Origin of the sequence: Prescottella sp. R16, assembly GCF_030656875.1 — a bacterium.
Classification (GTDB): domain Bacteria; phylum Actinomycetota; class Actinomycetes; order Mycobacteriales; family Mycobacteriaceae; genus Prescottella.
In genome coordinates, this window is the sequence record NZ_CP130943.1 from 1974813 (window position 1) to 1992825 (window position 18013).

Annotated in this window: 15 protein-coding genes; 10 read left to right on the forward strand and 5 right to left on the reverse strand. The window is 70.4% G+C overall.

Features of this window, described 5'->3' with window-relative positions; genetic code table 11:
• The first annotated feature begins 25 nt into the window (after positions 1 to 25).
• Entirely contained in the window at positions 26 to 2629 is a 2604-nt protein-coding gene (locus Q5696_RS09365; RefSeq protein WP_305094886.1) for a helix-turn-helix transcriptional regulator, read from the forward strand.
• Here Q5696_RS09365 and Q5696_RS09370 read toward each other — a convergent pair.
• Positions 2589 to 3953, reverse strand: coding sequence for a glycosyltransferase 87 family protein (locus Q5696_RS09370; RefSeq protein ID WP_305094887.1), 1365 nt, complete (start codon positions 3951 to 3953; stop codon positions 2589 to 2591). The two genes, Q5696_RS09365 and Q5696_RS09370, sit on opposite strands and share 41 nt — an antisense overlap.
• Before the next feature lie 202 nt (positions 3954 to 4155).
• Between Q5696_RS09370 and Q5696_RS09375 the strand changes: the two genes are divergently transcribed.
• From Q5696_RS09375 to Q5696_RS21445, 3 genes are all read left to right on the forward strand, one after another.
• The gene (locus tag Q5696_RS09375; RefSeq protein ID WP_305094888.1) at positions 4156 to 5598 is read left to right on the forward strand and encodes an MFS transporter; all 1443 of its coding nucleotides are present in this window, start codon (positions 4156 to 4158) and stop codon (positions 5596 to 5598) included.
• On the forward strand, positions 5595 to 6173 hold the full coding sequence (locus Q5696_RS09380) for a TetR/AcrR family transcriptional regulator (RefSeq protein ID WP_305094889.1): 579 nt from the start codon (positions 5595 to 5597) through the stop codon (positions 6171 to 6173). The genes Q5696_RS09375 and Q5696_RS09380 overlap by 4 nt, the downstream gene beginning before the upstream one ends.
• Before the next feature lie 125 nt (positions 6174 to 6298).
• Positions 6299 to 6961: a M23 family metallopeptidase gene (locus tag Q5696_RS21445; protein WP_370654890.1), complete on the forward strand. Its 663-nt coding sequence runs from the start codon at positions 6299 to 6301 to the stop codon at positions 6959 to 6961.
• A 49-nt stretch (positions 6962 to 7010) separates the two neighbouring features.
• Here Q5696_RS21445 and Q5696_RS09390 read toward each other — a convergent pair whose 3' ends face one another.
• Entirely contained in the window at positions 7011 to 7376 is a 366-nt protein-coding gene (locus tag Q5696_RS09390) for a RidA family protein (protein ID WP_305094890.1), read from the reverse strand.
• A gap of 95 nt (positions 7377 to 7471) precedes the next feature.
• Here Q5696_RS09390 and Q5696_RS09395 point away from each other — a divergent pair, with 95 nt between their 5' ends.
• Together Q5696_RS09395 and Q5696_RS09400 are read left to right on the forward strand one after the other, a co-directional pair.
• Positions 7472 to 8506: an Rv2578c family radical SAM protein gene (locus Q5696_RS09395; RefSeq protein WP_305094891.1), complete on the forward strand. Its 1035-nt coding sequence runs from the start codon at positions 7472 to 7474 to the stop codon at positions 8504 to 8506.
• A 114-nt stretch (positions 8507 to 8620) separates the two neighbouring features.
• Positions 8621 to 9787 (forward strand): AI-2E family transporter, encoded by a 1167-nt coding sequence (locus tag Q5696_RS09400; RefSeq protein ID WP_305094892.1) that lies wholly within the window; start codon positions 8621 to 8623, stop codon positions 9785 to 9787.
• On the opposite strand, the gene Q5696_RS09405 is transcribed toward Q5696_RS09400, so the two are convergent.
• Positions 9788 to 11338 carry an AMP-binding protein gene (locus Q5696_RS09405; protein ID WP_305094893.1) on the reverse strand — a complete coding sequence of 517 codons (1551 nt, stop codon included), beginning with the start codon at positions 11336 to 11338 and terminating at the stop codon, positions 9788 to 9790.
• A gap of 57 nt (positions 11339 to 11395) precedes the next feature.
• The gene (gene ypfJ, locus Q5696_RS09410; RefSeq protein ID WP_305094894.1) at positions 11396 to 12334 is read right to left on the reverse strand and encodes a KPN_02809 family neutral zinc metallopeptidase; all 939 of its coding nucleotides are present in this window, start codon (positions 12332 to 12334) and stop codon (positions 11396 to 11398) included.
• Between the two features lie 168 nt (positions 12335 to 12502).
• On the opposite strand from ypfJ, the gene aspS reads away from it, so the two are divergent.
• Both aspS and Q5696_RS09420 read left to right on the forward strand, forming a co-directional pair.
• Positions 12503 to 14281 (forward strand): aspartate--tRNA ligase, encoded by a 1779-nt coding sequence (gene aspS / locus Q5696_RS09415; protein WP_305094895.1) that lies wholly within the window; start codon positions 12503 to 12505, stop codon positions 14279 to 14281.
• 160 nt (positions 14282 to 14441) lie between these two features.
• Positions 14442 to 15608: a kinase gene (locus tag Q5696_RS09420; RefSeq protein ID WP_305094896.1), complete on the forward strand. Its 1167-nt coding sequence runs from the start codon at positions 14442 to 14444 to the stop codon at positions 15606 to 15608.
• Between the two features lie 3 nt (positions 15609 to 15611).
• Here Q5696_RS09420 and Q5696_RS09425 read toward each other — a convergent pair whose 3' ends face one another.
• Positions 15612 to 16142 (reverse strand): TetR/AcrR family transcriptional regulator, encoded by a 531-nt coding sequence (locus Q5696_RS09425; protein ID WP_305094897.1) that lies wholly within the window; start codon positions 16140 to 16142, stop codon positions 15612 to 15614.
• Positions 16143 to 16286: 144 nt separating this feature from the next.
• Here Q5696_RS09425 and Q5696_RS21555 point away from each other — a divergent pair, with 144 nt between their 5' ends.
• Together Q5696_RS21555 and Q5696_RS09430 are read left to right on the forward strand one after the other, a co-directional pair.
• Positions 16287 to 16445 carry a DUF8730 family Cys-rich protein gene (locus tag Q5696_RS21555; RefSeq protein WP_514131062.1) on the forward strand — a complete coding sequence of 53 codons (159 nt, stop codon included), beginning with the start codon at positions 16287 to 16289 and terminating at the stop codon, positions 16443 to 16445.
• A gap of 31 nt (positions 16446 to 16476) precedes the next feature.
• On the forward strand, positions 16477 to 17886 hold the full coding sequence (locus Q5696_RS09430) for a replication-associated recombination protein A (RefSeq protein ID WP_305094898.1): 1410 nt from the start codon (positions 16477 to 16479) through the stop codon (positions 17884 to 17886).
• Positions 17887 to 18013: the final 127 nt, after the last annotated feature.

Below are 18013 nucleotides of genomic sequence, written 5' to 3' on the forward strand. Positions count from 1 at the left end.
CGGTGGCGAGGATTATCGTTCAGACATGGTCGGTCCCTGGCCCGTCCTGGATCGCCGGAACGCGTTCCGGGACGCGGAGGAGCTGCTCCGCGACGGCACGTCGTGCGGAGTGGTGCTGGTCGGGGCCGCCGGAGTCGGCAAGACGACGATGGCGCGGGAGCTGGTCGGGTCCCTGTCCGGGGACGCCCGCTGGATCGTCGGCACCGAGTCCACCCAGAACATTCCGTTGGGGGCGTTCGCGCCGCACCTCGCCCGTACCACGTCCCGTGACCCGGTGGTGGCGTTGCGGGCCGTGCGGGCCGTTCTCGCGGAGGACGGGGCCGCCCCCGACGGCGGTGTCGGGATCGTCGGGGTGGACGACGCCCATCTGCTCGACGACTTCTCCGCCGGGCTCGTCCACCAGCTGGCGGTGGGCCGCGACGCCCGCCTGGTGGTGACGGTCCGCAGCGGCGCGCCCGTACCGGGGGCCGTCGAGGCCCTGTGGAAGGACGGTCTGCTCAGCCCGTTCGTGGTGCAGCCCTTCGCCCGGGAGGAGATGGACCGGGAACTGGTGGCGGTGCTGGGGGCGCCCGTCGAACGGTTCAGTGCGGACGCGTTGTGGGCGGAATCCGAGGGCAACCCGCTGTTCCTGCGGCATCTGGTCGAGAGTGCTCTCGAGGGCGGCGCACTGCGCCGATCCGGTGGCGTATGGCAACTGCGGGGGAGAGCTCGGGTGTCCCCGGCGCTCGCGTCGCTGCTCGATGCCCGGTTCGCCCGCATCCCGAAGGAGGTCCTCGGCGTCGTCGAATATCTCGCGTTCTGCGAACCGCTCGAGCTGGGGGTACTCGACGAACTCGTCGGCCGCCGGCCCATCGAGGACGCCGAACGACTCGACCTGGTGCGGGTGCGGGACGTCGGTGACGCGCCGGTGGTCCGGCTCGCGCATCCACTGTTCGGTGAGGTGGTGCGGGACCGGGCGGGCACCCTGGCCGCGCAGCGCATCAAACGGCGTCTCGTCGAGGTGCTGCGGGAGGCACCCGATCCGGGGGTGGTGACGTCGATGCGGATCGCGGAACTGGCCGTCGAATCGGGGATCGAACCCGACCCGGAGCTGCTGGTCCGCGGTGCCGAGGACGCGATCGCGATGTGCAGCCTCGACCTCGGTGCGCGGCTCGCGACGGTCGCGGTGCGGCGCGGCGCCGGGTTCGACGCGTCGTTCGCGTTGGGACGGGCCCTGATGTGGCAGGGGCGGGGAGATGCCGCGGAGGAGGTGTTCGCGGCCGTCGACCCGGACACGCTGTGCGAGTACGACGTGGCCCGCTGGTTGCTGACCCGGGTCGCGAGCCTCTACCTCGAGGCCGGCCGTCCCCGGGAGGCCGTCGAACTGTTCGAGCGGGAACGCGGACGGATCACCGACCCGATGCTGCGGGTGTCGGTGGTCGCCCTGGACGCGGTGCTGCACCTGTACGACCGGAAGCTGACCGACGCCATCGGCCTGGCCTGGCAGGTGCAGGCGGCGGAGGACGCGCACCCGTGGGCACGGGCGAGCGGCGTGTTCGCCGGGACCGCGGCCCTCACCGCCGCCGGGCGCGGACTCGAGGTCGGCGCCCTCGCGGCATCCGCGTGGGAGGCCATCGAACACGGTGACGGGCTGCTGCGGTTCCACATCGGCTACTTCGAGGTCCTGGCCCTGACGTTCGTGGGCCGGCTCGGGGCGGCGGGGGACGCGGCCGCCCGCTACCGGACCCTGGCCGCCGGGCAACCGAACAGCGCGGCCCTCGCCGACGTCGCGTCCGGGGTGGTCAAGCAGATGCGGGGGCGGCTGACGGAGGCGGCTGCGCACCTGACCGAGGCGCTGGCCGTCCTCGACCGTGACACCCGCTCGGAATGGATGCTGCTGGCCGCGGTGAGCCTGTGTCAGGTGCGGGCCGCGCAGGGCCGGGCCGACGACGCCGCAGCCGCCGTCGCTGTCGCGGAACGGCATTCGGGCCCGGAGCTGGCGTTCTTCGATCCCCTCGTCGACATCGCCCGGGCGTGGGCGGCCGGCGCGGCCGGTGAGGCGTCGGCGGCGGTGCGGGCGGCCCGCCGGGGTGCGGACCGGGCGGCCGCCGCGGGCCAGTACGCGTTCGAGGTCCTGGCACTGGACGTGGCCACGACCTTCGGGGACTACGGGACGGTGCCGCGGCTCGACGAGCTCGTCGCCGTCGTCGACGGCCCGTTCCCGGCCGCAGCCGCTGCCCGCGGCCGGGCCCTGGCTCGATCCGACGGGCCGGCCCTCGACCGGATCGCCGCCGGATTCGAGCGGAGCGATCTGCTGCTGCTCGCCGCCGACACGTACGCGCAGGCCGCGACCGCATACTCGCGGTCCCAGGACCGGCGCGGTGAACTCGCGGCCGCCGCCAAGGCGCACTGGCTGGCGTCCCGGTGCGACGACGCCCACACCCCGGCACTCGCGAAGGCGGCACGACCGCTCCCGCTCACCGACCGGGAACGGGAGATCGCGGTGCTCGTGGGGCGTGGACTGTCGAACAAGGACATCGCCCGCCGGCTCGTCCTGTCGGTCCGCACCGTCGAGGGACACATCTATCGGGCGTGCGAGAAACTGTCGCTCAGTCACCGCCGTGATCTGGCGAAACTCGTGCAGGTTTAGCGGGTGGCGCGGTCCTGCGGCGCAGGATCAGGAAGGTGGCGGCCACGGCGGCGGCGAAGACGAGCAGGTAGCAACTCGAGTAGACGGGGACGAGGAGTTGCGTCGACCAGTGCTGGTAGTGACGGGGGAAGGTGAACAGCCCGATCCCGATGGGGTGATCGGTGCCGTGCAGGGGAGCGCCGTCGTAGTAGTGCCACCACCACGAGAAGGTGGGCACCGCGACGACCATCGGGGCGAGCCAGGCGGCGCGGCGGCCCGAGCAGGCCGCATAGTGCAGGGCGATCACGAGCAGCGGCACGAACCACACCCAGTGGTGGCCCCACGAGAACGGGGACGCGACCGCGGAACCCATACCGGTGAGGACGACGGCCAGCAGCACGTGCCCCCGCCGGTGCGCCACCGCGGCCGCGGCCAGACCGAGCACGGCCAGGACCCCGGCGACCAGGATCCACATCCACGTCGGCGGGGCGAACACCCCGGTCACCGGATCCTGGTAGCGGGTGACGTCGTAGAAGCGCAGCAGTTGGGCCAGCATCCCGTTCGCGGACTGGTTGCCCACCGCATCCACCGGCCCCACCCGTCCGGCGTGCACCACCCGGTCGGTCCAGTACGACCACGAGTCGGCCGGCACGACCGCGAACCCGAGTGCAACGGTCGCGGCGAACGCCACTGCTGTCGTGACGGCGGTACGCCACTGCCGGGTCACGGCGAGGTAGGCGAGGAAGAACAGCGGGGTGAGCTTGATGCCGGCGGCGACACCGGTACCGATGCCGCGCAGCCGGGACCCGGCCGGGCGAGTGAGATCCCACACCACCAGCAGCACCAGGAACACGTTGATCTGACCGAACCAGATGGTGGAGCGGACCGGTTCGAGAGCCGTCGTCGCGACCGCGAGCAGTGTGCTGAGCAACCACGCCCGGGGCCCGAGCCGATAGCCGAGGCTGCGTAGCGACACCGCGATCAGGGCGGTCAGGGCCGCGAACGTCGCCGACCACCACACCAGGTTCGTGAGTGCCTGCGACACCAGCGCGAACGGCGCGAACACGATTGCCGCGAACGGGGTGTACGTGAACTGCATCCCGAACAGGATCGCGTCGTCGTACAGGCCGGTCCGGTGTACGACGGCGTCGCCGCCGGCCCGGTAGATCGCCAGATCCGCGAAATTCTCGAACAGTCCGTAGAACGGGTCGCCGATCGGCAGCGCGTAGATGTGCCACACGACCACCGCGACCGCGGCCACTGCCGCCGCGACGAGCGCCGACGTCCCGATCGTGCGGTCCGGTTCCGGCGGGCCCTGTTCGACGGGGGGTGAGGTCGGGTGCACGGACAACGACGCTACGGGACGTCGGCGCCCGGACCGCGTAGCGAAACCCGTCGAATCGGGCGAGGCGTCCACGCGGTGGGATCCGGATTTGCGCCGACGAGGTGAATGCGTGTTCACTCATTGGTGAACGTTCATTCACCATGGTCGTTCCGGTGGTGCAGATCGCGACCGCCGCCCCCGTTCCAGGTTCGGAGATGATCCGTTGGCCCCCCGTCGCTCGAGTGCTCTGATCACCACCGTCCTGTGCCTGTGCGGCACGCTGGTCTCGCTGCAGCAGACCCTCGTGGTGCCGCTGCTGCCGGACCTCGGGTCGATCCTCGGTGTCAGTGCCGACAATGCGTTCTGGCTGGTCACGATCACCCTGCTCACCGCGGCGGTCGCCACTCCGATCGTGTCCCGGCTCGCCGACATGGTCGGCAAGAAACGCATGATGATCGTGTCGATGCTCGTGATGGTCAGCGGCTCGCTGCTCGCGGCGATCGGCGGCTCGTTCCTCACGGTGCTGATCGGACGCGGCATGCAGGGCTTCGCCTCGTCGCTGATCGCGGTCGGTATCGGCATCCTGCGCGACCAGCTGCCCCGCGAGAAGGTGCCCGCCGCAACCGCACTCATGAGCGCGACCCTCGGGCTGGGCAGCGCGACCGGGCTCCCGCTCTCCGGGTTCATCTACGCGCACCTGGGCTGGCACGCCATCTTCTGGACCTCGGCCGGGGCCGGACTGCTGCTGCTGGCGGCCCTCGTGGTCGTCGTCCCCGAATCCGATGTGCGCTCCCCGGGCCGGTTCGACATCGCCGGTGCCGTCATCCTGTCCGTCGCGCTCACCGCGCTGCTGCTGGGCATCTCGAAGGGCGGGTCGTGGGGATGGGGCAGCGGGCGCACCCTCGGCGCGTTCGCCCTCGCCGCGGTCGTGATCGCAGTCTGGATCCCCTACCAGCTGCGGGTCACCGATCCGATGGTCAACCTGCGGACATCGGTCCGCCGACCCGTGCTGCTCACCAACATCGCGTCGATGATCGTCGGCTTCGCGATGTTCGCGAACCTTCTCGCCACCACACAGCAGCTGCAGGTGCCGGAGATCACCGGCTACGGCCTCGGGCTCAGCGCGATGGTCGCCGGCCTGTGCATGGTGCCGTCGAGCCTGGCGATGGTGGTGTTCTCGCCGGTGTCCGCGAAGATCACCACCCGGTTCGGGGCGCGGATCACCCTCATCACCGGTGCGCTCGTGCTCGCGGCCGCGTACGTCGTGCGGATCAGCTTCAACGACGCGCTCGTCCCGATCGTCCTCGGCGCGATGGCCGTCAACGTGGGCACCGCGATCACCTACTCGGCGATGCCGATCCTCATCATGCAGTCGGTGCCGGTCACCGAGACCGCCGCCTCCAACGGGCTCAACTCGCTGGTGCGTTCGATCGGTACCTCCACCTCGAGCGCCGTGGTGACCGCGTTGCTCACTGCGATGACCGTCGAGGTCGCCGGGCAGCACTTCCCGACGCTGGACGCGTTCCGTACGGTGTTCACGATCGCGTGCGCGATGGCACTGCTCGCGGCCGCAGTCGCCTGGTTCATTCCGCGCACGGCCCGGCCGGTGTCCGAGGCCACGGTCGTCGAGGCGGCCGCCGAGGCACGAGCGGAGACAGTGGCGTGAGCGCAGACAGTGGCGTGAGCCGGGGGCGATGCACCCGCGACATCATCGTCGACGCGGCCCGCACGCTGTTCGCCGAACGCGGCTACACGGCCACCACCATCAAGGACGTCGCCGAACTCGCCGGGTATTCGCCGGCGATGGTGATGAAGATGACCGGGAGCAAGGCCGAGCTGTATGCGGCTGCGGCCCCGGCACTGCCGTCCGCGGCGGACGATCCGCACGTGTGCGAGGACGAATCCGTCGGCTACCGCCTGGTGCGCAACATCGTCGAACGTCGGGACTCCGGCGAGTCGGAGCCGTGGGTGATGATGCCGCTGCTGATCCACGAGGCGCCCGATCGGGCTGCCGCGGCCGCCGATTCCCGCGCCCGGTACGTGCGTGGGATCGCCGCGAAGATCGGCGACGAGACGGCGGAGAAACTGCCGACACAGATGGTCGTCTCGGTGCTCCTCGGCCTGGCCGGCGGCCTGCGCACCGTCGGATTGATGACGCCGGACGAGATCACCGCCGACGCCCTCGTCCGCCGCTACGGCGCCGTCGTGCAGTCCATCGTCGACGGAATCGGCGACGCCTGAACGAGTTCCGCTCAGCGGACCGTTCCGGGACTCGCGCAGACCGATCGGTGCGAACGAGTCGCCGGACGGCCCCGACGTTGCTACCGTCCGATCCGGATCGATTCGACATCGAGAAGGGTGCACGAATGGGTAACGCGAAGCTGTGGTCGAGTGTCCGGCGTGTGATCGTGAGTGCAACAGTGGCGGCGGGCACGACCGCCGGCCTCGTGATCGGAACGAGTTCGACCGCTGCGGCGGCGCCCGCGCTGCCACCCCTGCCACCGATCGGCTCGGCAGAGATCGCCGGCGCACTCGACCAGGTGTCGGGCGTGCTGAACACCGTCAGCGGGGCACTGGATTCCCTGCAGAGTCTGGGCGCCGGATCGAGCTCGGGCCTCGGCAGTCTCGGAAGCCTCGGCAGCGTCGGATTCGGTGGCGTCGTCCGGCCCGCGGCGGGCCCGATCACCACCTATTTCGGGGGCGGCCACATGGGCATCGACATCGCCGCCCCGATGGGTGCGCCGATCCTCGCGGCCGGCAACGGCACGGTGATCGACTCCGGCCCCGCATCCGGTTTCGGGCTGTGGATCCGCATCCGGCACGACGACGGCACGATCACCACGTACGGCCACAACGACCGGAATCTCGTCTCGGTCGGCCAGCGGGTCGCTGCCGGCCAGCGCATCGCCGACGTCGGCAGCCGCGGCAACTCGACCGGCCCGCACCTGCACTTCGAGGTGGACCTGCCCGGCGGCATCAAGACCGACCCCATCGTGTGGCTCGTGACGCACGGGGTACTGATGTTCTGACCGGGCAGGTCCGGCGCGGGGGATCGGGGACGATCCGCGGCGCGTCGGCTCAGTCGGTGACGACGGCGTCGGCCTCGATCTCGATCAGCAGGTCGGCGTCGATGAGGGCACTCACCTCGAGAATCGTGGTGGCAGGCCGGATCTCGCCGAAGACCTCGCCGTGGGCGCGGGCGGCCTCCTCCCACGCCGACATGTCCCGCAGGTACATCCGGGTGCGGATGACATCCGTGAGCGACGCTCCCGCCTCGGTGAGGGAAGCAGCGATCGTCGCGAGCGCGCCGCGGGTCTGCTCCTCGAGCGTCGCGCCCGGGGACGTGGTGCCGGACACCGCGATCTGGTTGCCGATCCGGACGGCGCGCGAGTAGCCGATCTTCGGCTCCCACTCGGAGCCGGACGAGATGTTCTGTCGAGTCATGCGCGAGATTCTGTCAGGGGGCGGTGACCGGTCCCGACGGCAGGCCACCGGATCGAACTGTTGACACGGATTCGCACACGTGTTCGACTGTGGGCATGAGGTGGCAGGGACAGACGCTCGGGGTGGAGGACGGTGCGCTCCCGGGTTTGGAGCGGGCCGGACTCATGCGCAGTGTCCGGACGCCGGAGTTCGACGGGGTCACGTTCCACGAGGTGCTGTGCAAGAGTGCCCTCAATCGGGTTCCGGAGGAGTCGGCGCTGCCGTTCCGCTACACCGTCAACACCTTTCGTGGGTGCACGCACGCCTGCCGGTACTGCTACGCGCGGCCCACACACGAGTACCTCGATCTCGACGCCGGACGCGATTTCGACAGTCAGCTCGTCGTCAAGATGAACGTGGCGGCGGTGCTGCGGCGGGAGCTGGCCCGCAAGTCGTGGAAGCGGGAGCCCGTCGCGCTCGGTACCAACACCGACCCCTATCAGCGGGCGGAGGGCCGGTACCGGTTGATGCCGGCGGTCGTCGGCGCACTCGCCGAGTCGCGGACACCGTTCTCGATCCTCACGAAAGGCACTCTGCTGCAGCGGGATCTGCCGTTGCTGCGGCAGGCCGCCGAGCAGGTGCCGGTCGGGATCGGGGTGTCGCTCGCGATCGGCGACCCGGAACTGCAGAAGGCGATCGAACCGGGCACGCCGTCACCGCGGGCACGGCTCGACCTGATCCGCGCCGTCACGGAGGCAGGGCTGCCGTGCACCGTCATGGTGGCGCCGGTGATGCCGTACCTGACCGACACCACCGCCCACCTCGACGGACTGTTGTCGTCGATCGCCGGCGCCGGCGCGGTCGGGGTGACGATCGTGCCGATGCATCTGCGGGGCAGTACCCGCGGCTGGTTCCTCGAGTGGCTCGCCGCCGAGCATCCCGCGCTGGTGCGTCGCTACCGGCAGTTGTACGGGCGTGGAGCCTATGTCACGCCCGAGTACAAGACCTGGCTGCGGGCCCGGGTCGAGCCGATGGTCGAGAAGTACGGCCTGGTACGGCCTTCCGGGCACCGCAACGTCGGCGGATCGTCGGACGGGAACGAACTCGGGTGCGAGCAGCTCGACCACCGGCCCGCGCTCACGTTGTTCTGACATCGCTCCGGCATCTTCGGGGATGTCGCCCCGGAGTCCGGACGAAACCCGTTCCGGCGGGTAGGTTCTCGGGCAAAGCGATTCTCGGGCAGGCTGCGGTGGCGGGAGGGCGTGATGAGCACGGACGACCGGCCGGTACCGCCCACCGGTGACCCGGACAGGTTCGCGCGGTTCCGATCGCCGCGCGCGGCAGTGGTCTATGTGCTGCTCGCGGTCGCCGTCTACCAGATGTCGGGGTGGGTGTTCCATCACGTCCGCGACTTCCTCGGGTTGTTGTTCCTCGCATGGCTCGCGAGCGTCACCATCGAACCCGTCGTCGACCGGCTCGAGCGGGCCGGGATGCGGCGCGGGGCCGGCACCGGCCTGGTCCTGGCCGGGTTGGCGCTGCTCGCGGCCGGGTTCGTCGCCCTGTTCGGGGCGTTGCTCGCCGACCAGCTCGCGCAACTGGTCGGGGCACTTCCGGACGCACTCACCCGGGTCACCGACTGGGCCAACCGGACGTTCGGCACCGAATTCGCCACCGGCAAGGACCTGATCGACGTCACCCCGGACACGGTGCGGGACTTCGCGGCGAAGTACGCGCCGAGCCTGCTCGGCGTCGTCTCCTCCCTGATCGGGGTGGTGTTCCAGGCCCTGACTCTGCTCCTGTTCGTGTTCTACATGTCGGCGCAGGGGCCGCAGCTGCGGCGGACCATCTCGAGCTGGTTCCCGGCCCGGCAGCAGCAGATCATCGCGACGGTGTGGTCGACCTCGGTCGACAAGGCCGGCGGATACGTGATGTCGCGGCTGATCCTGGCGGCGATCAGCTCGATCGCCACCGGCGTCTTCCTCATGGTGATCGGGGTACCGTACTGGCTTCCGCTCGCGATCTGGACCGGCGTGGTCTCCCAGTTCGTGCCCACGATCGGCACGTATCTGGCGATCGGCCTGCCCGCGCTCATCGCCGCCGCCAACCAGCCGTTCGACGGGGTGTGGGTGATCGTGTTCGGCACCGCCTACCAGCAGGTCGAGAACTATCTGCTGCACCCGAAGATCACGTCCCGGACCGTGTCGATCCACCCGGCCGTCGCGTTCGGTGCCGTCATCGTCGGGGCGTCGCTGTTCGGCCCGATCGGGGCGCTCGTGTCGATCCCGGTGGTCGCGGTGATCCAGGCGCTCGTCGAAACCTACGGGCGCCGATACGAACTCGTCCCCGACCCCGGCAACCCCGAAGCTCCTTCGGCCCCCGGCAACCCTGAAGCCCCCGGAGCCCCGTCCCCGCCGGGCGGCGACGCCGAGTGATCAGCTCGTCTGCCGGTACGGCTCCCGCAGCAGCCGCTTGCTGATCTTGCCCATCGTGGTGCGCCCCAACGATTCCCGGAACTCCACCGTGCGCGGCACCTTGTATCCGGCCAGTTCGGTGCGGCAGTGGGCCCTCAGCTCGCCGGGGTCCGGGGGCGAGACGGGGTCGGCGGGCACCACGAGGGCGTGGACCGATTCGCCCATGTCGGCGTCCGGGATCCCGATCACTGCGACGTCCGCGACCTGTGGGTGCGCGGCGAGGACGTGCTCGATCTCGGCGGGATAGATGTTGACGCCGCCCGAGATGATCAGGTCGGTGTCCCGGTCGGTGATGAACACGAATCCGTCGTCGTCGACGTAGCCGACGTCACCGAGCGTGAACAGGCCGGGACGGATCAGGGCGTCCGACGTCTTGTGTGCGGCACCGAGATACGTGACGCAGCGCCCGTCGCGTTCCTCGAACGCGAGCCGGCCCTCCGCGCCCGGGGGCAGTTCGGTGCCGGCCGCGTCGACGGCGACGGCCCGCACGAACGGGGCCCGCACCCGCCCCACACTGCCCGGACGCTGCAGCCATTCGTCGCTGGTGATGCCGCACAACGGGCCGGATTCGCTGCCACCGTACGAGTCGTACAGGACGGGGCCGAACCAGTCGATCATCGCCCGTTTGACGTCCGGCGGGCACGCAGCGCCGGTGTGGGTCACCCACTCGAGCGAGCTCACGTCGTAGCGGGCCCGGACGTGTTCGGGCAGGGCCAGCAGCCGACGGAAGTGCGTGGGCACCATCAGGGTCGTGGAGATGCGGTGCCGCTGGATCGTCGCGAGGACGGTCTCGGCGTCGAACTTCTCGAGAACGGTGACGGGCCGGCCGGCCGCGACCAGCCGCACCCCGGCGAGCGGGCCGGTGTGATGCAGCGGCCCCACCACGAGATGCCCGGTGCCGCGGGCGAGCGGCAGGTCCTGCATCGAGCGCACGTACTGCTCGACCGTCGTGCACGGTGCGGGGCTGCCGGCGAGCGCGTTGACGCCCTTCGGGGTGCCCGTCGTCCCGGACGTGTAGGACAGGAACGGTTGTGCCGGAACATCACCGGGCGGGGTCTCGTCGGACGCCGTGGCGAGCCACGTGTCCCACTCTGTGGCGAGTCCCGCGCTCCACTCTGTGGCGAGTCCCGCGCTCCGCCAGCCGACGACGAGCGGCACCCCGGCCTGCCGGGCGGCCGCCACTCCGATCTCGGCGTTCTCCGGGCCGACGAACAGTACCCGCGCCCGCGAGTCCTCGAGGATGTAGACGAGTTCGCCGGCCGTCAGGTGGAAGCTCACCGGCACGGGGGAGCAGCCGGCATGGATGATCCCGGCGTGTGCGAGCACGGTCTCGGCGGCGTTGCGGGCGAACACCGCGACCCGGCGCTCCGGCCCGACGTCGACGGCGCGCAACGCGTTCGCCACCCGGTTCACGGTCCGGTCCACGTCGGTCCAGGACAGCTCGACTCGCGCATCGCGCAGCGCCACTTCGCCGGGCGCCTCGCGGTCGCGGTCACGGTGCACGATCGCCACGAAAGACCTCCCGGAACTGTCGGCGAATCTGTTCCGGACCAGGGTAGGGGGCGTGGCTCAGCGCAGTGCCGGGGGACTGTCCAGATTCCGGGCCGAGTAGGTGTCGCAGGCCTGCACCTGTCCGGTCGTGTACCCGGCGAGGAACCATTTCTGCCGCTGCTCCGACGACCCGTGTGTCCAGCCTTCCGGATTCACCCGGGCGCCCGCGGACCGCTGGATCCGGTCGTCACCGACTGCCGACGCGGCGGACAGGGCGTCCCGGATGTCGGTGTCGGTGAGCGGTTTCAGGATCGGTGCGCCGCCGTCCGGGGCCGGCTGGGTCACCGCACGGTTCGCCCAGATCCCGGCATAGCAGTCGGCCTGCAGTTCGGTCCGTACCGCCTGCGATGTCGCACCCTGCGGGTCCCGTTGGGCGCGGCCGATGTCGCCGAGCTGATTCTGGAGGTGGTGCCCGAACTCGTGGGCGACGACGTATTCCTGTGCCAGCGCACCGTCGTTCGCGCCGAACCGGTCCGTGAGCAGCTGGAAGAAACTGGTGTCGAAGTAGGCGGTCGAATCGGCCGGGCAGTAGAACGGGCCGACGTCGGAGGTCGCGTTGCCGCAGCCGGTGTTCACCGCGCCGGAGAACAGGCGCACCGCCGGGGCGTCGTATGCGACCCCGGTCTGTGCGGGCAGCTGGGCCGTCCACACGTCGTCGAGGCTGCCGGCGGTGTAGACGACGCGGCAGTCGACGTCGCGGTTGGCGTCGGCGCCGTTGCGGCACTTCACGGCGAGATCGCCGTCCACGGCGCTGCTTCCGGGGTCGAGGGTCTGATCCGTCGCCCCGGACAGGCCGCCCAGCAGTGAGCCCGGGTCGCCGCCGAGGAGCAGCGCCAGGACGAGGACGATCAGGCCGCCGGCGCCGCCGCCGAGCGCGAGTTTGCCGCCCCGGCCGCCACCGCCGCCGCTCGTGGACACCCGTCCCACATCGACGTGTGCGTTGTCGTGGAAGGTCATCTCTGGCTGCTCCCTGTCCGAATCTGCTGTGCCGGTCGTAACAGCATTCCAGTAATCCGGGCGTGCGTTTCCGATAACCCGAGGTGCCTCCGTAGGATCGCAGCAACAGAAAGTCCGTGCCCCGGGCGCGGACCGATTGCTGTGCCGAACGTTTGTGAAAGGAATCCCGTGCTGCGCACTCACCTGGCCGGCTCGCTACGACCCGAGCACGCCGAGCAGACCGTCACCCTCACCGGCTGGGTGGCCCGGCGGCGTGATCACGGCGGGGTGATCTTCATCGATCTCCGTGACGCGTCCGGTGTGTCCCAGGTCGTGTTCCGCGCGGGTGACGTGCTCGAGCAGGCGCACCGTCTGCGCGCCGAGTACTGCGTCAAGGTCACCGGCAAGGTCGAGGTCCGTCCCGAGGGCAACCAGAACTTCGAGATCCCGACCGGCGCGATCGAGGTCGACGCGACGGAACTCGAGGTCCTCAACGAGAGCGCGCCGCTGCCGTTCCAGCTCGACGACCAGCCGGGCGAGGAGGCGCGTCTCAAGCACCGCTACCTCGACCTGCGGCGTGAGGGCCCGGCGCATGCGATCCGGCTGCGCTCGAAGGTCAACGCCGCGGCCCGGTCCGTGCTCGCGCACCACGAGTTCGTCGAGGTCGAAACCCCGACCCTGACCCGCTCCACCCCGGAGGGCGCCCGCGACTTCCTGGTGCCCGCCCGTCTGCAGCCGGGCAGCTTCTACGCGCTGCCGCAGTCCCCGCAGCTGTTCAAGCAGCTGCTCATGGTCGGTGGCATCGAACGCTACTTCCAGATCGCCCGCTGCTACCGCGACGAGGACTTCCGGGCCGACCGTCAGCCCGAGTTCACGCAGCTCGACATCGAGATGAGCTTCGTGACGCAGGAGGACGTGATCCTCCTCGCCGAGGAGATCCTGCACGCGGTGTGGAAGCTCATCGGCTACGAGATCACCACCCCGATCCCGCGCATGACGTACGCGGAGGCGATGCGCCGCTTCGGTTCCGACAAGCCGGACCTGCGGTTCGGTGTCGAGCTCGTCGAGTGCATGGACTTCTTCAAGGACACCACCTTCCGGGTGTTCCAGGCCGAGTACGTCGGCGCCGTCGTCATGCCGGGTGGCGCGAGCCAGCCGCGCAAGCAGCTCGACGCATGGCAGGAATGGGCCAAGCAGCGCGGCGCCAAGGGGCTCGCGTACGTGCTGGTCGGCGAGGACGGCACCCTCGGCGGCCCGGTCGCGAAGAACCTCACCGACGCCGAGCGCGACGGTCTGGCCGCCCATGTGGGCGCGCAGCCCGGCGACTGCATCTTCTTCGCGGCCGGTGCGACCAAGCCGATGCGCGCGCTGCTCGGTGCCGCCCGCGGCGAGATCGCCCGCAAGCAGAACCTCATCGACCCCGACGCGTGGGAGTTCGTGTGGATCGTCGACGCCCCGCTGTTCGAGCCGGCCGCGGACGCGACCGCGAGCGGTGACGTCGCCCTCGGATACAGCGCGTGGACCGCGGTGCACCACGCGTTCACGTCGCCCAAGCCGGAGTCGATCGACACGTTCGACACCGATCCGGGTTCGGCTCTGGCCTACGCCTACGACATCGTCTGCAACGGCAACGAGATCGGCGGCGGCTCGATCCGTATCCACCGCAAGGACGTCCAGGAGCGGGTCTTCGCGGTGATGGGCATTTCGCACGAGGAGGCCGAGGACAAGTTCGGCTTCCTGCTCGACGCCTTCGCGTACGGCGCGCCCCCGCACGGCGGCATCGCGTTCGGCTGGGACCGCATCACCGCACTGCTCGCGGGCCTCGACTCGATCCGCGAGGTCATCGCGTTCCCGAAGTCCGGTGGCGGTGTGGACCCGCTGACCGACGCCCCCGCGCCGATCACGGAACTGCAGCGCAAGGAATCGGGCATCGACGCCAAGCCGGAACCGGTCGCGGCTGCCGAGTAGTACCCGTCTCGTTTCGGTTACGGCCCCGTCCACGCATCGTCGCGGACGGGGCCGTAATCGATCTGTGACCCGATGTTCGTGCAGGTCAGGGGCGTTCGTCCCGGCAGTCGGGTCGTATATGCCGGGCCGGACGCCGTTCTGCCGGGTAGGTTGAGGAGCGATGACCGCGATATTGACGGAGCCCCTCTCCGAGGTGGTAGCCGCAGCAGAGAAGTTGCTCACCCGCCGGACCGGTGCCACGGTCCGGCTCGTCGACCCGGTCGACCTCGGGGGGAGCGGCCGCACGATCGTGCTCCGGGTACGGGTCGCGGAGAACCCGTTCTCGTTGCCTCGGACGCTCGTTCTCAAGCAGGTCCTGAACCCCGACTCGGCGGCCACCGACGCGGAGCCCGGCCCGGTCGACGTCCCGGTGGACGTGGCGTTCCTGCGGGAGGCCGTCTCCTACCAGTTCGCGACTGCCCTCGCGACCGAGAACCGGCCCGGGGCCGAACTGCTCGCGTACGACTTCGACGAGCGCCTTCTCGTTCTCGGTGATCTCGGCGACTCCACCCCGTTCGCGTCGCTGCTCGACAGCGATGATCCGGACACCGTCACGAACTCGCTGATGGCGATGGCGCAGGCGCTGGGACGCATGCACGCGGCCACCGTCGGCCGCGAAGAGGACTTCACCGCGCTGTTGCGCCGCGCCGAGGTCGCGCACTGCGGCGACGTGGTCGCCGAACAAGCCACGGACGCCCTCGCGACCGTGCCGGCACTGCTCGCCGACCACCTCGGTGTCGAGGTACCGGCCGAGGTGGTCGAGATCGCCGACCGGGCCACGAAGTTGTTCGGCGGCGGCCGGTTCCGGGCGTTCAGCCCGTCGGATCTGTGCCCCGACAACATCATCGTCAACGACGCCGGTGTGCGCTTCCTCGACTACGAGTGGGGCGGCTTCCGGGACGCCACCCTCGATCTCGCGTACGCGCTGGTGTCGTTCCCGGCGTGCCTGTGCAGCGTCGACCTGTCGTACGACCGGGCCCGGGCCATGACCGAGGCGTGGCGCGCCGAGGTGGTCGGCATGTGGCCGGCCCTCGGTGACGACGCGCTGCTCACCGAGCGGGTCCTCGACGCGCAGTTGGTGTGGGTGTGGCTGTCGACGTATCTGTTCCTGCCCGAGGACTATGCGCGGATCGCCGCGGTCCGGGACCACCAGTTGTCCGCACCGCGGGCAGATGTGTTGATCTCCCGGTGGGAGCATCTCGCGGAGTTCGCGGACCGGTCCGGGAACTCCGCGCTCACCGAGCACGCGACCCTCGTCGTCGGCCGGTTGCGCGAGACGCTCGGCTGACCGCTAGTCGCCTGCGGTGGGTGCCGCGCCGCGCAGTAGTAGATCGACGGCCCGATGCAGGTTGTCGCGGGCGACGACACCCAGATCGGGGGAGTCGACGGTCGTCCGTGCTGCTGCCGCGGTCAGGGTGAACACCGCCGACGCGATCGCCGCGACGTCGCGGCGATCGAGACCACCGGGGAGCAGGATGGCCAGCAGGGCGTCGAGCACCGCCTGCTGGTGCGGTCCGACCGCGGGGCGGGTGTGCACCAGATCCAGCATCCAGGGGTGGACGAGGTAGCGGTCGAGCAGTCGGTCCGCCCAGTCCGTCACCGACATCGGCGGCGGTGTGGCGAGCCCGTCGTGGGCGTGGTCGTACATGATCGCGAGCAGATCGTCCTTGCCGTCGACGTACGTGTACAGCGCCATCGCGGTGCATCCGAGGCGGTCTCCGACGGCGCGTAGCGGCACGGTCGCGGATCCGTGTTCGTCGGCCAGGGCCGTCGCGGCGTCCACGATCCCCTTCAGGGAAAGACTGTCGCGGCTCCGGGGCATCCGTTTCCTTACGTTGTAAAGAAATGACTTTACAACGTAATCCGTGCTGGTAGGGGCGTGGCGCTCGATTTCTTATACCCCTAGGGGTATATTCGGCGGCGTTGTTCCGTCCACGTCCCACCCCATCCGATCCGAGGAGATCCCATGTGCCGTGCCGTCACCTGCACCACCTGTTCCAAGACGACGTGGAGTGGCTGCGGCCAACACGTCGACGACGTCATGCGCTCGGTGCCGAAGTCGCGGCAGTGCACGTGCGAGCGGCCCACGAAGCGCGGATTCTTCGCGTCACTGTTCGGTCGGTGAGGCTCGGCGGGAGGCCTAGTAGCGTCGGGGCGTGACTGATTTCTTCGGCGACACGGATCCCGCCGCCGACGCGGGCCTGTTCGAGGCCCCGGCCGCCGAACCGGAGCCGGCCCCGATCCCACCGGCGTCGCCCCGGGCGACCCCCGGCCCCGCACACGACGCCCCCCTCGCGGTCCGGATGCGTCCGGCGGCGCTGTCCGAAGTGGTCGGCCAGCAGCATCTGCTCGGGCCGGGCACGCCGCTGCGCCGGCTCGTCGAGGGATCGGGGGCGTCGTCGGTCCTGCTGTACGGGCCACCCGGCACCGGCAAGACCACGCTCGCGTCGCTGATCTCCGGTGCCACCGGACGCACGTTCGAGTCGCTGTCCGCCCTGTCCGCCGGGGTCAAGGAGGTGCGCGGGGTCATCGAACTGGCCCGGCGTCGGCTCCTGCAGGGCGAGCAGACGGTCCTGTTCATCGACGAGGTGCACCGGTTCTCCAAGACGCAGCAGGACGCGTTGCTCGCCGCGGTCGAGAACCGCATCGTGCTGCTCGTCGCGGCCACCACCGAGAACCCGTCGTTCTCGGTGGTCTCGCCGCTGCTGTCCCGGTCGCTGGTGCTGCAGTTGCAGTCCCTCACCTCCGACGACATCCGCACCGTGATCGAACGCGCCCGCACCGACGAGCGTGGCCTCGGTGGGGCCGTCGACATCGCCGACGACGCGCTCGAGCATCTGGTCCGTCTCGCCTCCGGCGACGCCCGGCGCGCACTGACCGCGCTCGAGGCCGCCGCCGGCACCGCGCTCGACCGCAGCGGCGAGCGTCCCGCCCTCCTCGACCTCGCCACGGTCGAGGCGAGTGTCGACAAGGCCGCCGTCCGCTACGACCGGGACGGCGACCAGCACTACGACGTCATCAGCGCGTTCATCAAGTCGATCCGCGGCTCCGACGTCGACGCCGCCCTGCACTACCTGGCCCGGATGATCACGGCGGGAGAGGACCCACGGTTCATCGCCCGCCGGCTCGTCGTGCACGCCAGCGAGGACATCGGCATGGCCGATCCGACGGCCCTGCAGACGGCGACCGCCGCGGCGCAGGCCGTGCAGCTGATCGGGATGCCCGAGGCGCGGCTCGCGCTGGCGCAGGCCACCATCCATCTCGCGACCGCACCCAAGTCCGGGGCCGTCATCGCCGCGCTCGGTGCCGCGATGGCCGACGTCGCCGCCGGCAGGTCCGGACTCGTGCCCCCGCACCTGCGGGACAACCACTATGCGGGCGCCACCGGACTCGGTAGCGGTATCGGCTACAAGTACCCGCACGAGCACCCGGACGGGGTGCTGCGGCAGCAGTATCCGCCCGACGAGCTCGTCGGCGTCGACTACTACGAACCCACCACGCACGGCGCCGAACGGGAGATCGCCGCCCGCGTCGGGAAGCTCCGCCGGATCGTACGAGGACGCTGACCGTCCCGGCAGGTCACGGACGGGAAACAATCCGCTCGCGCGTGAGCGTTAAGCTTGCCGAAGGCCGATTTGCGCTGCCGGGACGCCCCGGCGGTGGCATCGGCGGACGAATACCGAGCTAGTCAGA